Genomic DNA, 16688 nt, shown 5'->3' with positions numbered 1-16688 from the left:
ACCTGGAGGAGAGGGCTGATCGTTCCCGGGCGAGGTGGGAACGATCAGTTGTTTCAGTTAGTTACCGTTCCTTCATCGTGACATGCCCGATGTAGAAGTCATTCCCGTCGCCACTGGAGATCGTGTTGTGTAGACCAAGCTTTACCGACCCTGTGACCGGCGCGGTATAGACACCAGTGCCGGTGCGCCAGATCGTCTGTCTTTGTGTGTTCACGGCTGAGCCGATAGCGCTGCCACTGACGGTGAGATAGATATTGGTTGCGTTTGCGCCCGTGGCTCGTATGGCGCGCAGTGAAAAGCTCAAGTCATAGGTCTTGTTGGCTTGTACCTGGACTGTATACGCGATGACCGGCCCGGAAAAGTTGTAAGGCCCGTCGGTATACGAGCCAATCCCAAGCCCTACGCCTTCATTGGCGATGTTGTTTGTGTCTCTGTATTGTCCATCTGGGCTCCAGCCGTGCCAGCTGCCGGTAGTGAAAGGCCATTCCATCGACAGCTTGCTCCGCTGCACAACGGTGTATGTCGTGATCGGAAAGGTGACGATGCTCTCGGCATCCAGGGTGCCATCGAACGTTGCCTGGAACTTCACATGGATGGGACTGTTGTTGGGGATCGACTCCAGCCAACTGCGCGGTACTGGCAGGTTGTGCAACCCATTCGCCGCCTCCGCTGAGGTAAGCGGGTGCGCCGTCAACAGGTTCAAGTCATCTACGCCTGCGCTGCTGCAGGTCAGCCACACCCAATCGCCCGCCGCACTCAGGGGCCACTTGGCCACGGCGGCGGTCGCATCGCCGGCAATGGTGTTGAGGTTCAGCGTTCCGCCGGGGGCGATGTCGTTGATCCTTGGAAAGGGAAGTGGATTGGGCGTCAGCTCATCAAACGCCAGTACCCGCAAGTCCAGTATCTCGGAGTTTGTGAGGGCACCCTGGCGGTGGACGCTATAGCCCACTCTGAGTACCTGCCCCAGATGAGCCGCGATATTCCTGCCGGAGGCATAGAAATCAACATACCCCAAGGACGGGTCGCCGGGCTTCGGTTTGATGGCCGGTATCGCGAAACCGGGCTTGCCGAACAGGAAGGCGGTGATGTCATCGGTATAAAGCATCGGCGCATACCTCACGCGGATGGTGAATACCGCCGCTTGATCGATATGCAACGGATTCATCTGCGCACTCGTCGGGCCTGTCTTCGTGGCCTCCAGCACTTCAGGTACATCCAAGGTCAGCATGGCACCGACTTTCATCACGACGGCATGGGATAATCGCGTGCGCGCACCCGGACGGGTGAGGGTGTAGTAAATGCGCGCCGATCCGTTGAGATTGGCCAGAACATACTGGCGCTGGACGTTAAATGGCAGATCGCGGCCAACCCAGTGCGGCAATACCTGGAAGATGATGGGGGGCGCACTGCCGCCGCTGGCGCTACCTTCGAAGTACAAGGTGATGATGTCATCTTCTTGTATATCGGTGTGTGCCCGGACCAGGATGTGTGCGTCACCGCTCGACTGGTCTGGATCGAACACATACTCGGGGGGCGGTGCCTGTTCCACGAATGGTTCAGGCAACGAAGCCTGGGGTAATCCGACATCGAGCAGCAGATCCTGCGAGGGACGAGTTCCTTGGGCGTTAGTGGCGGTATAAGAAAGCCTGAGGGTACCGCCTTCGAGTTTGGCGATATCGCCGTTGACCCCGTTCGCCAACCGGAAGGTGATAGGCCCTTCGCCGGCCGCTTTGTAAACCTCGCGGTAATACCGCGAACCGTTGGCATACACGCCAACCAGGAACAGAGTGACCAGGTCGAAAGGATCCTGGCCTGTGTATTCGTCAATTCTCACGGTGACATATGCCGATTCCGGCGGCAGGGTGACGCCGTCCGGCGCCTCATCCACGCGAGGTGCTGGCAAGCTGATGTTGATCGGTGTGCCGGTGACCTGCACGATAGTCGTGTGCGAGCGCCGGTTTGGAACGCCAGCGCGTATGCGCTCATAGGACAATTGCACACGCCCGCCCACCAGTGGCGCAAAATCCTCGAACGGGAAGGGGATGCGGGCATTGCGCCCGGTGACGGTGACGCGGTGTTCGTAGTAGGTGGTGACGCTCGCCCCCTGCGCATTGCGGCCAATAGCCCTGACCCGAATCAGATCGCCGACCACATAGTCAAAGCGATGAACGGAGACTTCGATGGTGGCGTCTGCCCCCATCTGCTCGTCCACATCAAGGACGTCCGCAGGTGCTTCGTAGATGTAGCACTCAGGCAGCAGCGGTTCGGCGCCATCATCCAGCTCGACCTCGATCAGCACCGCCGGTGACCAGCCTGGGGAATAGTTACCCACCTCATCGACGACTTCGTACTCGCAGACGTGTGAGCCGCTGCCGATCTGCGCCCAGGTGCCCGCATACACCCAGATTACAATCGGCTCGCGGCCGGCCGCCTCGCCTTCGGTGATCCGGTGGTTGAGGATAAATCCGCCAATGCTCAGGCGAATGCGGTCCCGCACCGTGCGGTGGGTGTTGGCGGGCCTGTTGATGTCGAGGGGGTAGAAGGGAATTGTCACCTTCACCCCCAGACCGGCTGCTGTTTCATCGACGAAGTCGGTATCCGGCTCGGGCGCGCCAAGGTTGGAATGCCACGGTTCGCTAGGTATCGGATCCGGCCCGGCAGGCGCTACAGTGTCGATTTTGAGCCTGAAGCGGCGAGTCTCCTCCGTTCCGCCAAGCACTCGCGTAACCCGGAAAAAAACCGGTTCCACGGGGCCGTCTGTAAACCGTGTACGGGGGATGTACAACGGGATCTGAATGCCCTTGTCGGCTTGTTCCTTGGTCACCGTGTGAGTCGCTACGGGCGTGATGACATCGCGGTAGAACAGCTCGATGAAATCCAGTTGCGTCATGTCCAGATAGGGCAACAGGATGCACAGCAGACCCTCGTCGCGATGGTTGTCCAGGGCGGCCAAATTGATCCCTCCGTCGAAGCCGACCACAGGCGTGGTCATGCCGGGGATGTAGAGTGGGAGCTCGGAAAACGGCACGGGGGCATGGTATTCGGGGGTGGTCAGGTCGAAAAAGTCGTCAGACCCAGGTTCAGGATGTAAGGGCGAGCGTACGGCAGGCAGCCGCGGGTTGGAGAGCTGTTCTTGATCCATGATCAGGCGTCCTGTGAGTAGCGAAATGACCCGTACCGGCGAGTGACGCGCGGCAGGTCGTACACAGGATTTAGCGTCAAATAGATGCGATTCAGCACCTGTCAGAGTTAACAGTAGCGACGAGTGGGCAGTCATTAATGGAAGACGTCTGTCGATGCCCGCACGCAGGCACGGGGCGACGCACATCAACATGCAGCAGATTTTTTACTGACAGACCGTCTTCGTGGGCAAGCCCGCTCCCACGGGGTTGCGTGGCGTGGGCTGAATCCAGCTTATTTGGGGTACAGCGGCGGCAGGCTGGTGGTATCGGTTGCCGGGTCCAGCTCACGCTCGGTCATCGGGATGGCCTTGATCGCGCGCCACAGGTCTTCGCCCAGCCAGTACTGGCCACTCTCGCTGTACAGCGCGCCATTGAGCCCATCCAACGCATCCGACAACGGCACAAACCGCGCTGCCATATCCGCCAGGGTTTCCGGCTGTTGCCGCGCCCAGGCATCCAGCGCCTGGCGCGTGGCCTGGGGGTCGTTGGCCTGGGTGGCGCGCTTGAGGTCGTCGAGCAAGGTGCGTGGGCTCGGGCCGGTTTGCGCAGCGCGCAACACCGCCGGTTGCCAGCGGGCACGCCACCACAGGCCGAAGCCCAGCAGGGTGGTGCAGGCCAGGATCAGTGTGCTGAGTTGCCACAACCACAGGCGGCTGTCGTCCGGCGCGGTGATGATGGTCGGGGTGGCCGGCGTGTCCACCGCCAGGCTGGGGTTGTTGGCCACTTGCAGGGTGCGGGCCGGTAGGCTGGTGCGCTCCAGGTGGTCTTCGTGGGTGTTCCACCACACCACCTCGACGGCGGGCAGTTCCAGGGCGCCGACACGGTTGGGCACCAGGGCCTCGCGGTCTTCGCGACTGCCGATCAGGCCACGGTCACTGGTCTGGTTACCGAGCACCGGCTGGTCCGGGTAGCGGCGCAGGCCGTTGATGTCGGTGCTGGGCAAGGCCGGCAGTTGGGCGCTGGACAGGCCCTCGGCCTTGACGGTCAGGCTGCGGGTCAGGGAGTCGCCGACTTGTACATGCTCAGGCTCCGGGTTCCAGCTCTCGTTCAAGGTGAGGCTGCGGGCCGGCAACCATGGGGCATCGACGGGGTACAGCGCCGGCTTGGGCTTGACCACCAGTGGCAGCGCCGCCGAACTCACGTGGATCAGTTTGCCGGGCTTGGTGCCTTGCAGCGTATTTTCCTGGGGCGGACGCGACTCCACCAGGGTGGCGCTGAAGGTCTGCGAGGGAATCTCCAGGGTGCCGCTGTGTTGCGGGTAGATCGCGTAGCGGGTTTCGATCACGCCATGGCGGATGCTGTTGATGACCTTTTCATAGGTGCGCGACTCGCCCAACTGCTCCACGCGCGCATCGGGAATCTGTAGCGGCGTGAGGCTGCTGTCGTCGTACAGCGACACCGAGTGGTACACGCGCACGGTCAACAGCGCCTGGGCCTGCACGTACACGCTGGTCTGGTCGAGGTTGGCTTCGACAAACACCGGGGCCAGCTCGGCGTTGGTGTCCTGGCTGGTGGTTTCCAGCACTTGCAGGCTGATCGGCTGGGTCGTGTATTCGCCCACTTGCAACGGCGGAATCACCACCGTGCCGTTTTCCTTGGGCAGCAGGGTAATGATCCAGCGTGTGGTCGCATGGTTATCGCCACCCAGCGTCGTAAGTTGGTTGAGCTGGCGTGTGCCGCTGACTTCGAACTGCGCATCCAGGGGCGACAGGTCGGGCTTGCCGAACTGGGTGACATCGGTGGATTCCACCGTCAGTTCCACCGTTTCCCCGGAATTGAGGCGGTTGCGGTCGACGCTGGCGACCAGGCTGGCCGCCTGGGCGTGGCCTGCCGACAACGCGAGCAGAAGCAGAAGGGTGGTGCGGCGGCTCATCGAGTCTTGTCCTGATGCTGTTGCTGTTCGTACCAGAATTTGCGTCGCAGCAGTTCGCCGGGGTTGTCCGGGATCTCCTGCAGCCATTGCTCCAGGGCCTGGCGGTGTTCACCGTCGAGGTTGGCGTCGGTGGGACGCAGCGGCGGGGTGGTGGTTTGCTCATCGCCCAACTCGCTGCCCGGCACGTCGTTGCCGCCGGCGTGCGGCGGGGTGCCGGCCTGGGTATCGCCGCTGCCGGCTTCGCCCTGGCCCTGGGACGACTGCTCGCCACCTGTGGCATTTTGCCCAGTGGCGCCCGGTTGCGCAGTTTGGCCGGGTTGGGTGGTTTCGTCATCCTCGTTTTTTGCAGGCTTCTCAGGCTCGGGTTCTGCCTGTTCCTGGATCAGCGCTTCTACCAGGGCCTTGTTTTTCAGCGCCGGTTGCAGGTCGGGCTGGGCTTCCAGGGCTTGTTCGTAGGCGTCGATGGCCGCTTCGAGTTCACCTGACTTGGCCAGGGCGTTGCCGCGATTGTAGTGGGAATAGGCGTCATTGCCCTCGGCGAACCGTTTGATGGCCTCGGCATAGTTGCCGGCCTCATACAGGGCGACGCCTTGCCACTGCGGGTCCTGGAAGTGCTCTGCGGCCTCGGCGGGGCGTTTCTTCTTGAGCAGGTATTGGCCTTGCTGGTCCGCACGCAGCCACAAATCCTGGAATTCAAAGGCATAGCTGGGTTGCGGCGCGCCCAGGAGCAGCAGTGGTAAAAAGAACAACCAGCCGCGCCGCCCGGCGCAGGCGGCCAGCAGCAACAGCGGCAGCAGCAGCCAGTAACCCTGGTCGGCCCAGGTGTCGAGGTGCTGCAACTGGCCATCGTTGCGCAGGGCTTGGGGCGGGTCCAGCACGCCGAGCTGGCGCAGGTCTTTATCGTCCAGGCGCGCGGCGCGGTAACGGCCGCCCATTTCGCTGGCGAAGGCCTTGAGTGTCGGGCTGTCGAGGCGGGGTACCAGGATCGCGCCTTGCTCGTCCTTGAGGAATTCACCGCTTTCCTGGGTCACCGGTGTGCCTTCACGACTGCCGATGCCCAGGATCGACAGGCTCGGCGCCTGGTTGCCTTGCAGCAGCAGGCGAATGCCCTGGCGTTCCTGTTTTGACAACGAAGAGCCGACCAGCAGCATGCGACCCTGACCCAGACCGCCGTGCTTGAGCAGCTCCAGGGCTTTCTCCACGGCGAGGTCGGCGCGGTGGCCGAACTCCGGCATGATCGAGGGGCGCAGGGCGTCGAGCAGGTTGCGGCTGGTGGCCAGGTCGTCCGACAGCGGCACGAGGGTGTGGGCGCTACCGGCATACACGACGATGGCGGTTTGCGCGTCGCTGCGCGCCTGCAACAAGTCGAAGAGCTTGCGCCGTGCCTGTTCGAGGCGGTTGGGCGGGCTGTCGGTGGCGAGCATTTCCGGGGTCAGCTCGAGCAGCACCACCAATGGGTCGGAGGGCTTCTGGCTGGTTTGTTCAACCCGTTGCCAACTGGGACCCAGCAACGCCAGCACGGCCAGCAGCCAAGCGAGGCCCAGCAACACCCACGGCGACTTGCTTTCGCGCCCGTTGCCGCCGCTGAGCAGCACGGCGTGAAAGGCCGGCGGCAGGATCATCTGCCAGCGTCCGGCGCGCTTCTGCCGGTGCCACAGTTGCCACAGCAACCAGCCGAGCAGCGGCAGCAGCAACAGCCACCAGGGGCGGAACCAGTGCGGCCACAGGGCGATCATCGACGCCTCCGCAAACGCAGGCGTTTAAGACGCTGGCGCCATTCCGGATGCTGTTGCAGGAAGATCCCCTTGCTCGACAGTTTGTTGTACGCGCGTTGCAGTGCGTTGTTCGGCCAGCGTTCCTGGATCACCAGCAACATGCTCAGGATCAGCGCCAGGGCCAACGGTCCGCTGTACAGCGCCTGCGCCGGGCGTGCCTGGGTGGGTTGCTGTTCGACGGGCTCAAGCTTGTCCAATGTTTGCTTGATCGCTTCCAGCTCTTGGCCATCGCGGGCACGGAAGTATTGGCCTGCGGTGGCTTCAGCGATGGCCTTGAGTGCCGGCTCGTCGAGATCCAGGCTCGGGTTGACGCCCAGGATACCCAGGGAACCGGTTTGTTCAGGGTCGGCGCCGATGCCGATGGGGTAGATCTTCACCCCTTCTTCGGCCGCCAGGCGCGCGGCGGTCAGCGGGTCGATCTGCCCGGCGTTGTTGGCGCCATCGGTGACCAGCACCAGTACACGGCTTTGCGCAGGCCGCTGGCGCAGGCGTTTCAGCGCCAGGCCTATGGCATCGCCAATGGCGGTGTTCTTGCCGGCGATGCCGATGCGCGCTTCATCCAGCCAAGTGCGCACGGTGCGCCGGTCGAAGGTCAGTGGCGCTTGCAGGTAGGCCTGGCTGCCGAACAGGATCAGGCCCACGCGGTCGCCTTCGCGGCCTTCAAGGAAGTCGCCGAGCAGATGCTTGACCAGGTTCAGGCGACTCACGTCTTCGCCCTGCCAGTGCATATCGGGAAAGTCCATGGAGCCGGACACGTCCACCGCCACCAGCAAGTCGCGGCCGCTGGCGGCAATCGGCAGCGGTTCGCCGAGCCATTCCGGGCGCGCAGCGGCGGTCAACAGCAGCAGCCACAGCACCACGAAGGGCGCCTGTTGGCGCCAGCCCGGCAGGTTGACCCGTGCACGGCGGCCCGCAAGGTTTTCGAGGTCGCCGAGGTAGCTGACTTTCAGCGCCGGCTCGCCGCTGTCGGCCGCCGGGAGGATAAAACGCATCAACCAGGGGAGCGGCAACAGGGCGAAGATCCACGGCCAGGCGAACTCAAACATGTTTGCGAATCCAGGTATCGACGGCTTGGGTCAGGCCGGCGATAGCTTTGTCGTCGAGCTTGCATTCGGGTTTATAGGCGCCTTCGACCAATACCATCCAGCGCGTGAGGCCGGCGGCCGGGCAGCGGTTGTCGAGGAATGCCAGCCATTTGCGGCCGTTGAGGGTATGGCTTTGGCTATAGGGGTAGTCGTTGCGGCACAGGCGCTTGAGCAAGCCGTTGAGCTGTTGCAGCCAGGCCCCGGCGGGGGCGCCGTCGTAAGGCTTGGGCATCAATGCCAGCTCGGCCAGCGCGGCGATGCGCAAAGGGTCCAGCGGTTGTTCGGCACGGGTCATGGGGCGTCGAGTCGGCAGCAAACGGCGCAGCGACCATAGGCCCCAGCCCAGCAGCGGGATCATCAGCAACAGCAACCACCAGCCCGGCGCAGGGGGCCAGAAGCCAATGGGCGGCGGGGCGATCAGCGGTTGCAGTTGGTCGAGGCTGCTCATTGCTTTTTAACCGGGCGTTGCGGGTTGAGGTATTCGCGCAGTTGTTCGACCATTTCGCTCTGGGTGCTCAGGGGCATCAGCAGGATTCGCAGTTTCTGCGCGAGCAGTTCCCAGCGGGCGATGCGCGCTTCGGCCTGGGCCTTGTAGGCCTGGCGCAAGTCGAAGTTCAGGGTGTCCAGTTCCAGCTGCGCGCCCCGTTCGGCAAAGCGCAGCAGCCCGGCGGCGGGCAGGGCGTGGTCCAGTGGGTCGGAGATCGGCAACAGCAGCAAGTCGCAATGGCGTGACAGCAGGCTCAATTGTTGCTCGGCACCTTCGGTGAGGGCGCGCTCGTCGCAGATCACAATCACCAGGCTGCCGGGACGCAGCACTTCGCGGCCACGGCGCAGGGCCATGCCCAGGGCGTCGGCCTCCGGGCGGCTTTCGGTGTCCAGGCTCTGGTTGACGCGCACCAAACGGTTGAGCAATTGCAGCAGGCTCTGCTTGCTGCGTCGCGGCTTGATTTCGTAGTGCTCGTTGTCGCCGAACACCAGCCCGCCGACGCGGTCGTTGTGGCCCAGGGCCGCCCAGCCGATCAGGCTGGCGGCTTGAGCGGCGAGTACTGACTTGAACATCTGCCCCGAGCCGAAAAACAGCCGGCAGCTTTGCTCCACCATAATGAAGATCGGCCGTTCGCGCTCTTCGTGGAACAGCTTGGTGTGCGGCTCCTGTGTACGCGCGGTGACGCGCCAGTCGATGGTGCGCACATCGTCGCCGGCCTGGTACACGCGCACCTGGTCGAAGTCGACACCGCGCCCGCGCAACTTGGAGTGGTGCAGGCCGATCAGCGGGCTGCGCTGGCTTGGCGTGGAAAACAGCTGCACTTCGCGCACGCGGTGGCGCATCTCGATCAGTTCGCTGAGCGTGACGCGCACCCCATCGCTGGCGTTCATCGACTTCAAGCGACGGCAACGACGTCGAGAATGCGTTGCACCACACGGTCCTGGTCAATCCCGGCCGCTTCGGCTTCGAACGACAGGATGATGCGATGGCGCAGTACGTCGAACAGCACCGCCTGGATATCCTCCGGGCTGACGAAGTCGCGGCCGGCCAGCCAGGCATGGGCGCGTGCGCAGCGGTCCAGGGCGATGGAGCCACGCGGGCTGGCACCGTAGGCGATCCACTCGGCCATTTCCGGGTCGAACTTGGCCGGGGTGCGCGTGGCCATGACCAGTTGCACCAGGTATTCCTCCACCGCATCGGCCATGTACAGGCCGAGGATTTCCTTGCGCGCGGCAAAGATCGCCTGCTGGCTGACCCGGCGCTCGGGCTTGGTTTCACCGTTGAGGGCTTCGCCACGCGCCTGTTGCAGGATGCGCCGTTCGACGGCCGCGTCGGGGAAGCCGATCTTGACGTGCATCAGGAAACGGTCGAGCTGGGCTTCGGGCAGCGGGTAGGTGCCTTCCTGCTCGATGGGGTTTTGAGTGGCCATCACCAGAAACAGCGGAGACAGGTCGTAGGTACTGCGCCCGACGCTGACCTGGCGTTCGGCCATGGCCTCCAGCAGGGCTGATTGCACCTTGGCCGGGGCGCGGTTGATTTCGTCCGCCAGCACCAGGTTGTGGAAGATCGGCCCTTGCTGGAATACGAAACTGCCGGTTTCCGGGCGATAGATCTCGGTGCCGGTGATGTCCGCGGGCAACAGGTCGGGGGTGAACTGGATACGATGGAACTGCGCTTCGATGCCTTCGGCCAGCTCTTTGATCGCCTTGGTCTTGGCCAGGCCCGGCGCGCCTTCCACCAGCATATGGCCGTCGGCAAGCAGGGCGATCAGCAGGCGATCGATGAGTTTTTCCTGGCCGAGAATCTGCGTAGAAAGAAAGGTTCGCAGCGCGAGCAGCGCTTCACGATGTTCCATCGATGACGGTTCCTGGAGAGATGAGCCTGTGCGTCATGTAACAAACGACAGCCTGGGGCGCCTACTTTAATGCATGGCAGGGGGTGGCGACTAACGGCGCGCGGGGTATTTTTAGCAAAACTTGTAGGAAAATTGTGTGAGAGGCACAAATGGCGGTGAGCAGGCATGCCCGCTCACCGCCTTTGCTTCAAGGGCAGGGCACCCCGCCGCGTCCGTCACTCACGGCGACGCCGACCACGGCATACACCTTGCTCGCAATCCACGGGGCGGTGCAGTCGCCGACCGGAGGCGCGTCAGGGGCTTTGATGATCATGTGTAGTAGCGGTCCTGTCGATGCCGGCGCAGGGCTTCTACATCCCCCTGCGTGCGGGTCTTGGTCGGCGTTATCAGCGGCTTGATGTTGGGCACGTGGTGCTGGAAGGTGCTGGAGGGATCGACACGGTCCTGAAGATTTCGCGACCTGGATCCGTCGTCTTTGATCAGCAGGATCAAGTGCGAATAATCAGTGTTGGCTGCGGATGCCGCCAGCGCTGATGAAGCAGTGGCCAATAGCCAGAAACTCGCTGATGGGTTTCATCAAGGCACCCGTGCAGTTACCGTTGCTTTGATCAGCTAAGGCTTAAAACACGGGGCCGGGTATTGTTAGAAATAACAGTGGCGACCAACGGTCAAGCACCGTCGTTGCTGGCTGCGCAACTGCGATTCAGGTGCGGATGTAGGTGCCGGTGCCCTTGAGAATGTTCTGCAGGGTTTGTTCCACTTCTGCCATATCCGCCGTGGCGGTGGCGTGGGTTATCTCCAGTTGGTCCTTGCCACCCAGGGCATCGGCATCGCCTGCGGCCAGTTCGACCCGCAGGGTTGTGTCCCCCAGGGTGACTTTCAAGCCGTCCAGGGTCGAAGGCTCGTAGTCCCAGGTCAGCTCCACTTCGTCTTCGTCGGGGTAGCGGGTCAGCATGAACATCTCGCCGTTCTTGCCGTGGCAGCAGAGCATGGCCATGTTGTCTTCTTCGTCGTCGCACGGGGTGGCCATCAGGGCGTCGGTTTTCAGTTGCAGCATGGGGAATCCTGTCTGGGGTAGGGCGTTGCGTAGGCAATTGTGCCATTGCGGCGAATTTTGTGCTGCTTCCTGTGTCAGACCCAACGCATGACCTGACGGGCAATACCAGTCATTTTCGGTACTCGTGGCGGGGGAAATAGCCGGTTTTTCTACCGGGAATTCCGGGTTGCCCAAGACGCAACCCCAACCCTGCGTACCGATGACCGAATATGTCGCAGCATCGCAAGCAGCTGGCTTCCCACACTCGTTAAGCTGCGCAACGGATGTGCATGTGCCAGGCGCCTGACCTGCCCGTCGTACCGTCACCCGGCAAGGTGCGCATCTTATGGACGTTGTATGTGACCTGACTGTCTTGTCCAGCTTCACCCACCTGTCACCCTGATTCGTTTATGGTGCTTAACTCGTTACCTGCGAACAGAGCTGACGGTCTCCCCACCAGGGGATAACACGCGACGCTTCCATCAATAACAAGCCCAAGCGGAGTACCACAGATGGCGTTCTTCACCGCAGCCAGCAAGGCCGACTTCCAGCATCAACTGCAAGCGGCACTGGCGCAGCACATCAGTGAACAGGCACTGCCACAAGTGGCGCTGTTCGCTGAACAATTCTTCGGCATCATTTCCCTGGATGAACTGACCCAGCGTCGCCTTTCCGACCTGGCCGGTTGCACCCTGTCTGCCTGGCGCCTGCTTGAGCGCTTTGATCACACCCAACCGCAAGTGCGGGTCTACAACCCCGATTACGAACGTCATGGCTGGCAGTCGACCCACACCGCGGTCGAAGTGCTGCACCATGACCTGCCATTCCTGGTGGACTCGGTACGCACCGAGCTGAACCGCCGTGGCTACAGCATCCACACCCTGCAGACCACCGTGCTCAGCGCGCGCCGTGGCAGCAAGGGCGAGTTGCTGGAAATCCTGCCCAAGGGCACCCAGGGCGAAGGCATCCAGCAAGAATCGCTGATGTACCTGGAAATCGACCGCTGTGCCAACGCTGCCGAACTCAACGTGCTGAGCAAAGAGCTTGAGCAGGTACTGGGCGAAGTGCGCGTGGCCGTGGCCGATTTCGAACCGATGAAGGCCAAGGTCCAGGAGCTGCTCGACGGTATCGACGCCAGCCCGTTCGGCATCGACGGCGAAGAGAAAGCCGAGATCAAGAACTTCCTGGAATGGCTGGTGGGCAACCACTTCACCTTCCTCGGCTATGAAGAGTTTGTGGTACGTGACGAGGCGGAAGGCGGTCATATCGAATATGACGCCAGCTCGTTCCTCGGTCTGACCAAACTGCTGCGCGCCGGCCTGACCGCCGACGACCTGCGCATCGAAGACTACGCCGTGTCGTACCTGCGCGAGCCGACCGTGCTGTCGTTCGCCAAGGCCGCGCACCCAAGCCGCGTCCACCGCCCGGCTTACCCGGACTATGTGTCGATCCGCCAGATCGATGCCGACGGCAAGGTGATCAAGGAATGCCGCTTCATGGGCCTCTACACCTCTTCGGTGTATGGCGAAAGCGTGCGCGTCATCCCTTATATCCGCCGCAAGGTCGCGGAGATCGAACGCCGTTCGGGCTTCCAGGCCAAGGCGCACCTGGGCAAGGAGCTTGCCCAGGTCGTTGAAGTGCTGCCCCGTGACGACCTGTTCCAGACCCCGGTCGACGAGCTGTTCAGCACCGTGATGTCGATCGTGCAGATCCAGGAACGCAACAAGATCCGCGTGTTCCTGCGCAAAGACCCGTACGGTCGTTTCTGCTACTGCCTGGCCTACGTGCCGCGCGACATCTATTCCACCGAAGTGCGCCAGAAGATCCAGCAAGTGCTGATGGATCGCCTGAAAGCCTCGGACTGCGAATTCTGGACCTTCTTCTCCGAATCCGTGCTGGCGCGCGTGCAGCTGATTCTGCGGGTCGACCCGAAGAACCGCCTGGACATCGACACGCTGCAACTGGAAAAAGAAGTGGTGCAGGCCTGCCGCAGTTGGCAGGACGACTACTCCAGCCTGGTAGTGGAAAGCTTCGGCGAAGCCCACGGCACCAACGTGCTGGCGGATTTCCCGAAAGGCTTCCCGGCCGGTTACCGCGAGCGCTTCGCTGCGCATTCGGCTGTGGTCGACATGCAGCACCTGCTCAGCCTCACCGAAGCCAACCCGCTGGTGATGAGCTTCTATCAGCCGCTGGGCCAGGTGTCCGGCCAGCGTGAGCTGCATTGCAAGCTTTACCACGCGGATACCCCGCTGGCGCTGTCCGACGTGTTGCCGATCCTGGAAAACCTTGGCCTGCGCGTGCTGGGTGAATTCCCGTACCGCCTGCGCCATGCCAACGGCCGCGAGTTCTGGATCCATGATTTCGCGTTCATCGCCGCCGAAGGCGTGAACCTGGATATCCAGCAGCTCAACGACACCCTGCAGGACGCGTTCGTGCACATCGTGCATGGCGACGCCGAAAACGATGCGTTCAACCGCCTGGTGCTCACCGCCGGCCTGCCATGGCGCGACGTCGCGCTGCTGCGTGCCTACGCCCGTTACCTGAAGCAGATCCGCCTGGGCTTCGACCTCGGCTACATCGCCAGCACCCTGAACAACCACACCGACATCGCCCGCGAGTTGACCCGGTTGTTCAAGACCCGCTTCTACCTGGCGCGCAAGCTCACCGCCGATGACCTGGAAGACAAGCAGCAACGCCTGGAACAAGCGATTCTCACGGCCCTGGACGACGTCCAGGTGCTCAACGAAGACCGCATCCTGCGTCGCTACCTGGACCTGATCAAGGCCACCCTGCGCACCAACTTCTACCAGACCGACGCCAACGGCCAGAACAAGTCGTACTTCAGCTTCAAGTTCGACCCGCGCGCCATCCCCGAGCTGCCCAAGCCGGTGCCGAAGTTTGAAATCTTCGTCTACTCGCCGCGTGTCGAAGGCGTGCACCTGCGCTTTGGCAACGTTGCCCGTGGCGGCCTGCGCTGGTCCGACCGTGAAGAAGACTTCCGTACCGAAGTGCTCGGCCTGGTAAAAGCCCAGCAAGTGAAGAACTCGGTGATCGTACCGGTGGGCGCCAAGGGCGGCTTCCTGCCGCGTCGCCTGCCATTGGGCGGCAGCCGTGACGAGATCGCGGCCGAGGGCATCGCCTGCTACCGCATCTTCATTTCCGGCCTGTTGGACATCACCGACAACCTCAAGGACGGCGCTCTGGTGCCGCCGGCCAACGTCGTGCGCCATGACGACGATGACCCGTACCTGGTGGTGGCAGCGGACAAGGGCACTGCGACCTTCTCCGACATCGCCAACGGCATCGCCATCGACTACGGCTTCTGGCTGGGCGATGCGTTCGCCTCCGGTGGTTCCGCCGGTTACGACCACAAGAAAATGGGCATCACCGCCAAGGGCGCGTGGGTCGGTGTGCAGCGTCACTTCCGTGAGCGCGGCATCAACGTGCAGGAAGACAGCATCACCGTGGTGGGCGTCGGCGATATGGCCGGTGACGTGTTCGGTAACGGCTTGTTGATGTCCGACAAGCTGCAACTGGTCGCGGCCTTCAACCACCTGCATATCTTCATCGACCCGAACCCGAACCCGGCCACCAGCTTCGTCGAGCGCCAGCGCATGTTCGAGCTGCCGCGTTCGGCCTGGACCGACTACGACACCAGCATCATGTCCGAAGGCGGCGGTATCTTCTCGCGCAGCGCGAAGAGCATTGCCATCTCGCCACAGATGAAGGAACGCTTCGACATTTCGGCCGACAAGCTGACCCCGACCGAACTGCTGAACGCCTTGCTCAAGGCGCCGGTGGACCTGTTGTGGAACGGCGGTATCGGTACCTACGTCAAGGCCAGCACCGAAAGCCATGCCGATGTAGGCGACAAGGCCAACGACGCGCTGCGCGTCAACGGCAACGAGTTGCGCTGCAAGGTAGTGGGCGAGGGCGGTAACCTCGGCATGACCCAGCTGGGTCGTGTGGAGTTCGGCCTCAATGGCGGCGGCTCCAACACCGACTTCATCGACAACGCCGGTGGTGTGGACTGCTCCGACCACGAAGTGAACATCAAGATCCTGCTCAACGAAGTGGTGCAGGCCGGTGACATGACCGACAAGCAACGCAACCAGTTGCTGGCGAGCATGACCGACGAAGTCGGCAGCCTGGTGTTGGGCAACAACTACAAGCAGACCCAGGCCCTGTCCCTGGCTGCACGACGTGCCTACGAGCGTGCTGCCGAGTACAAGCGCCTGATGAGCGACCTGGAAGGCCGTGGCAAGCTGGACCGCGCCATCGAGTACCTGCCGACCGAGGAGCAGCTCACCGAGCGCGCCGCGACCGGCAAGGGCCTGACCCGTCCGGAGCTGTCGGTGCTGATTTCCTACAGCAAGATCGACCTCAAGGAAGCGCTGCTCAAGTCGCTGGTACCGGATGACGAATACCTCACCCGTGACATGGAGACTGCGTTCCCACCGAGCCTGGTGGCCAAGTTCGGCGAGGCCATGCGCCGCCATCGCCTGAAGCGCGAGATCGTCAGCACCCAGATCGCCAACGACCTGGTCAACCACATGGGCATCACCTTCGTTCAGCGACTCAAGGAGTCGACCGGCATGAGCCCGGCGAACGTGGCCGGTGCTTATGTGATCGTGCGCGACATCTTCCACCTCCCGCACTGGTTCCGTCAGATCGAAGCCCTGGACCACCAGGTCTCCGCTGACGTGCAATTGCAGTTGATGGATGAGCTGATGCGCCTGGGCCGTCGCGCCACGCGCTGGTTCCTGCGCAGCCGTCGCAACGAGCAGGACGCCGGCCGTGACACCGCGCACTTCGGTCCGCACCTGGCTGCGTTGGGCCTCAAGCTCGACGAACTGCTGGAAGGTCCGACCCGCGAAGGCTGGCAGACCCGCTACCAGGCCTACACCGAAGCCGGTGTACCGGAGTTGTTGGCGCGCATGGTTGCAGGCACTACTCACCTGTACACCTTGCTGCCGATCATCGAAGCCGCCGACGTCACCGGGCACGACGCCGCCGAAGTGGCCAGGGCCTACTTCGCCGTCGGCAGCGCCCTGGACCTGCCGTGGTACCTGCAGCAGATCAGTGATCTGCCCGTGGCCAACAACTGGCAGGCCCAGGCTCGCGAAGCGTTCCGCGACGATGTGGACTGGCAGCAACGGGCGATCACCATTTCCGTCCTGCAAATGGCCGACGCGCCACAAGACATGGAAGCCCGCGTGGCCCTGTGGCTTGAGCAGCACAAGGACATGGCTGATCGTTGGGTCGCAATGATGGTGGAAATTCGTGCTGCGGTCGGCACGGACTACGCCATGTACGCGGTGGCCAACCGTGAGTTGCTGGACCTGGCGTTGAGTGGTCAGTCGGTGCTGCAACCGGCTTGATGCCTGGGTGAAAC

Annotated in this window: 10 protein-coding genes; 1 reads left to right on the top strand and 9 read right to left on the bottom strand. The window is 62.7% G+C overall.

Annotation, left to right across the window (positions count from 1 at the left end):
* Positions 1-61: 61 nt before the first annotated feature.
* The 9 genes from M2397_RS09230 to M2397_RS09190 form a co-directional block, all read right to left on the bottom strand.
* On the bottom strand, positions 62-3142 hold the full coding sequence (locus tag M2397_RS09230) for a hypothetical protein (protein ID WP_259242706.1): 3081 nt from the start codon (positions 3140-3142) through the stop codon (positions 62-64).
* 272 nt (positions 3143-3414) lie between these two features.
* Positions 3415-5055: a BatD family protein gene (locus M2397_RS09225; RefSeq protein ID WP_131700579.1), complete on the bottom strand. Its 1641-nt coding sequence runs from the start codon at positions 5053-5055 to the stop codon at positions 3415-3417.
* Complete coding sequence (locus M2397_RS09220; protein WP_259242705.1) at positions 5052-6791, bottom strand: tetratricopeptide repeat protein; 1740 nt, start codon at positions 6789-6791, stop codon at positions 5052-5054. The genes M2397_RS09225 and M2397_RS09220 overlap by 4 nt, the downstream gene beginning before the upstream one ends.
* Positions 6788-7876: a VWA domain-containing protein gene (locus tag M2397_RS09215; RefSeq protein ID WP_145337555.1), complete on the bottom strand. Its 1089-nt coding sequence runs from the start codon at positions 7874-7876 to the stop codon at positions 6788-6790. Before M2397_RS09215 ends, M2397_RS09220 begins: the two co-directional genes overlap by 4 nt.
* Positions 7869-8363 carry a DUF4381 domain-containing protein gene (locus M2397_RS09210; protein ID WP_131700582.1) on the bottom strand — a complete coding sequence of 165 codons (495 nt, stop codon included), beginning with the start codon at positions 8361-8363 and terminating at the stop codon, positions 7869-7871. Before M2397_RS09210 ends, M2397_RS09215 begins: the two co-directional genes overlap by 8 nt.
* The gene (locus M2397_RS09205) at positions 8360-9292 is read right to left on the bottom strand and encodes a DUF58 domain-containing protein (protein ID WP_131700583.1); all 933 of its coding nucleotides are present in this window, start codon (positions 9290-9292) and stop codon (positions 8360-8362) included. Before M2397_RS09205 ends, M2397_RS09210 begins: the two co-directional genes overlap by 4 nt.
* A 5-nt stretch (positions 9293-9297) precedes the next feature.
* Complete coding sequence (locus M2397_RS09200) at positions 9298-10257, bottom strand: MoxR family ATPase (RefSeq protein WP_003174327.1); 960 nt, start codon at positions 10255-10257, stop codon at positions 9298-9300.
* A gap of 309 nt (positions 10258-10566) precedes the next feature.
* The gene (locus tag M2397_RS09195; protein ID WP_259242704.1) at positions 10567-10749 is read right to left on the bottom strand and encodes a hypothetical protein; all 183 of its coding nucleotides are present in this window, start codon (positions 10747-10749) and stop codon (positions 10567-10569) included.
* 211 nt (positions 10750-10960) lie between these two features.
* Positions 10961-11314 (bottom strand): hypothetical protein, encoded by a 354-nt coding sequence (locus M2397_RS09190; protein WP_131700584.1) that lies wholly within the window; start codon positions 11312-11314, stop codon positions 10961-10963.
* A 491-nt stretch (positions 11315-11805) separates the two neighbouring features.
* Between M2397_RS09190 and M2397_RS09185 the strand changes: the two genes are divergently transcribed.
* Entirely contained in the window at positions 11806-16674 is a 4869-nt protein-coding gene (locus tag M2397_RS09185) for an NAD-glutamate dehydrogenase (RefSeq protein WP_131700585.1), read from the top strand.
* Positions 16675-16688: the final 14 nt, after the last annotated feature.

The sequence above is a fragment of the Pseudomonas sp. BIGb0381 genome (assembly GCF_024809815.1).
GTDB lineage: Bacteria > Pseudomonadota > Gammaproteobacteria > Pseudomonadales > Pseudomonadaceae > Aquipseudomonas.
The sequence above is the reverse complement of the archived record's forward strand: the minus strand, read 5'-3'. Positions and strand labels throughout refer to the sequence as shown.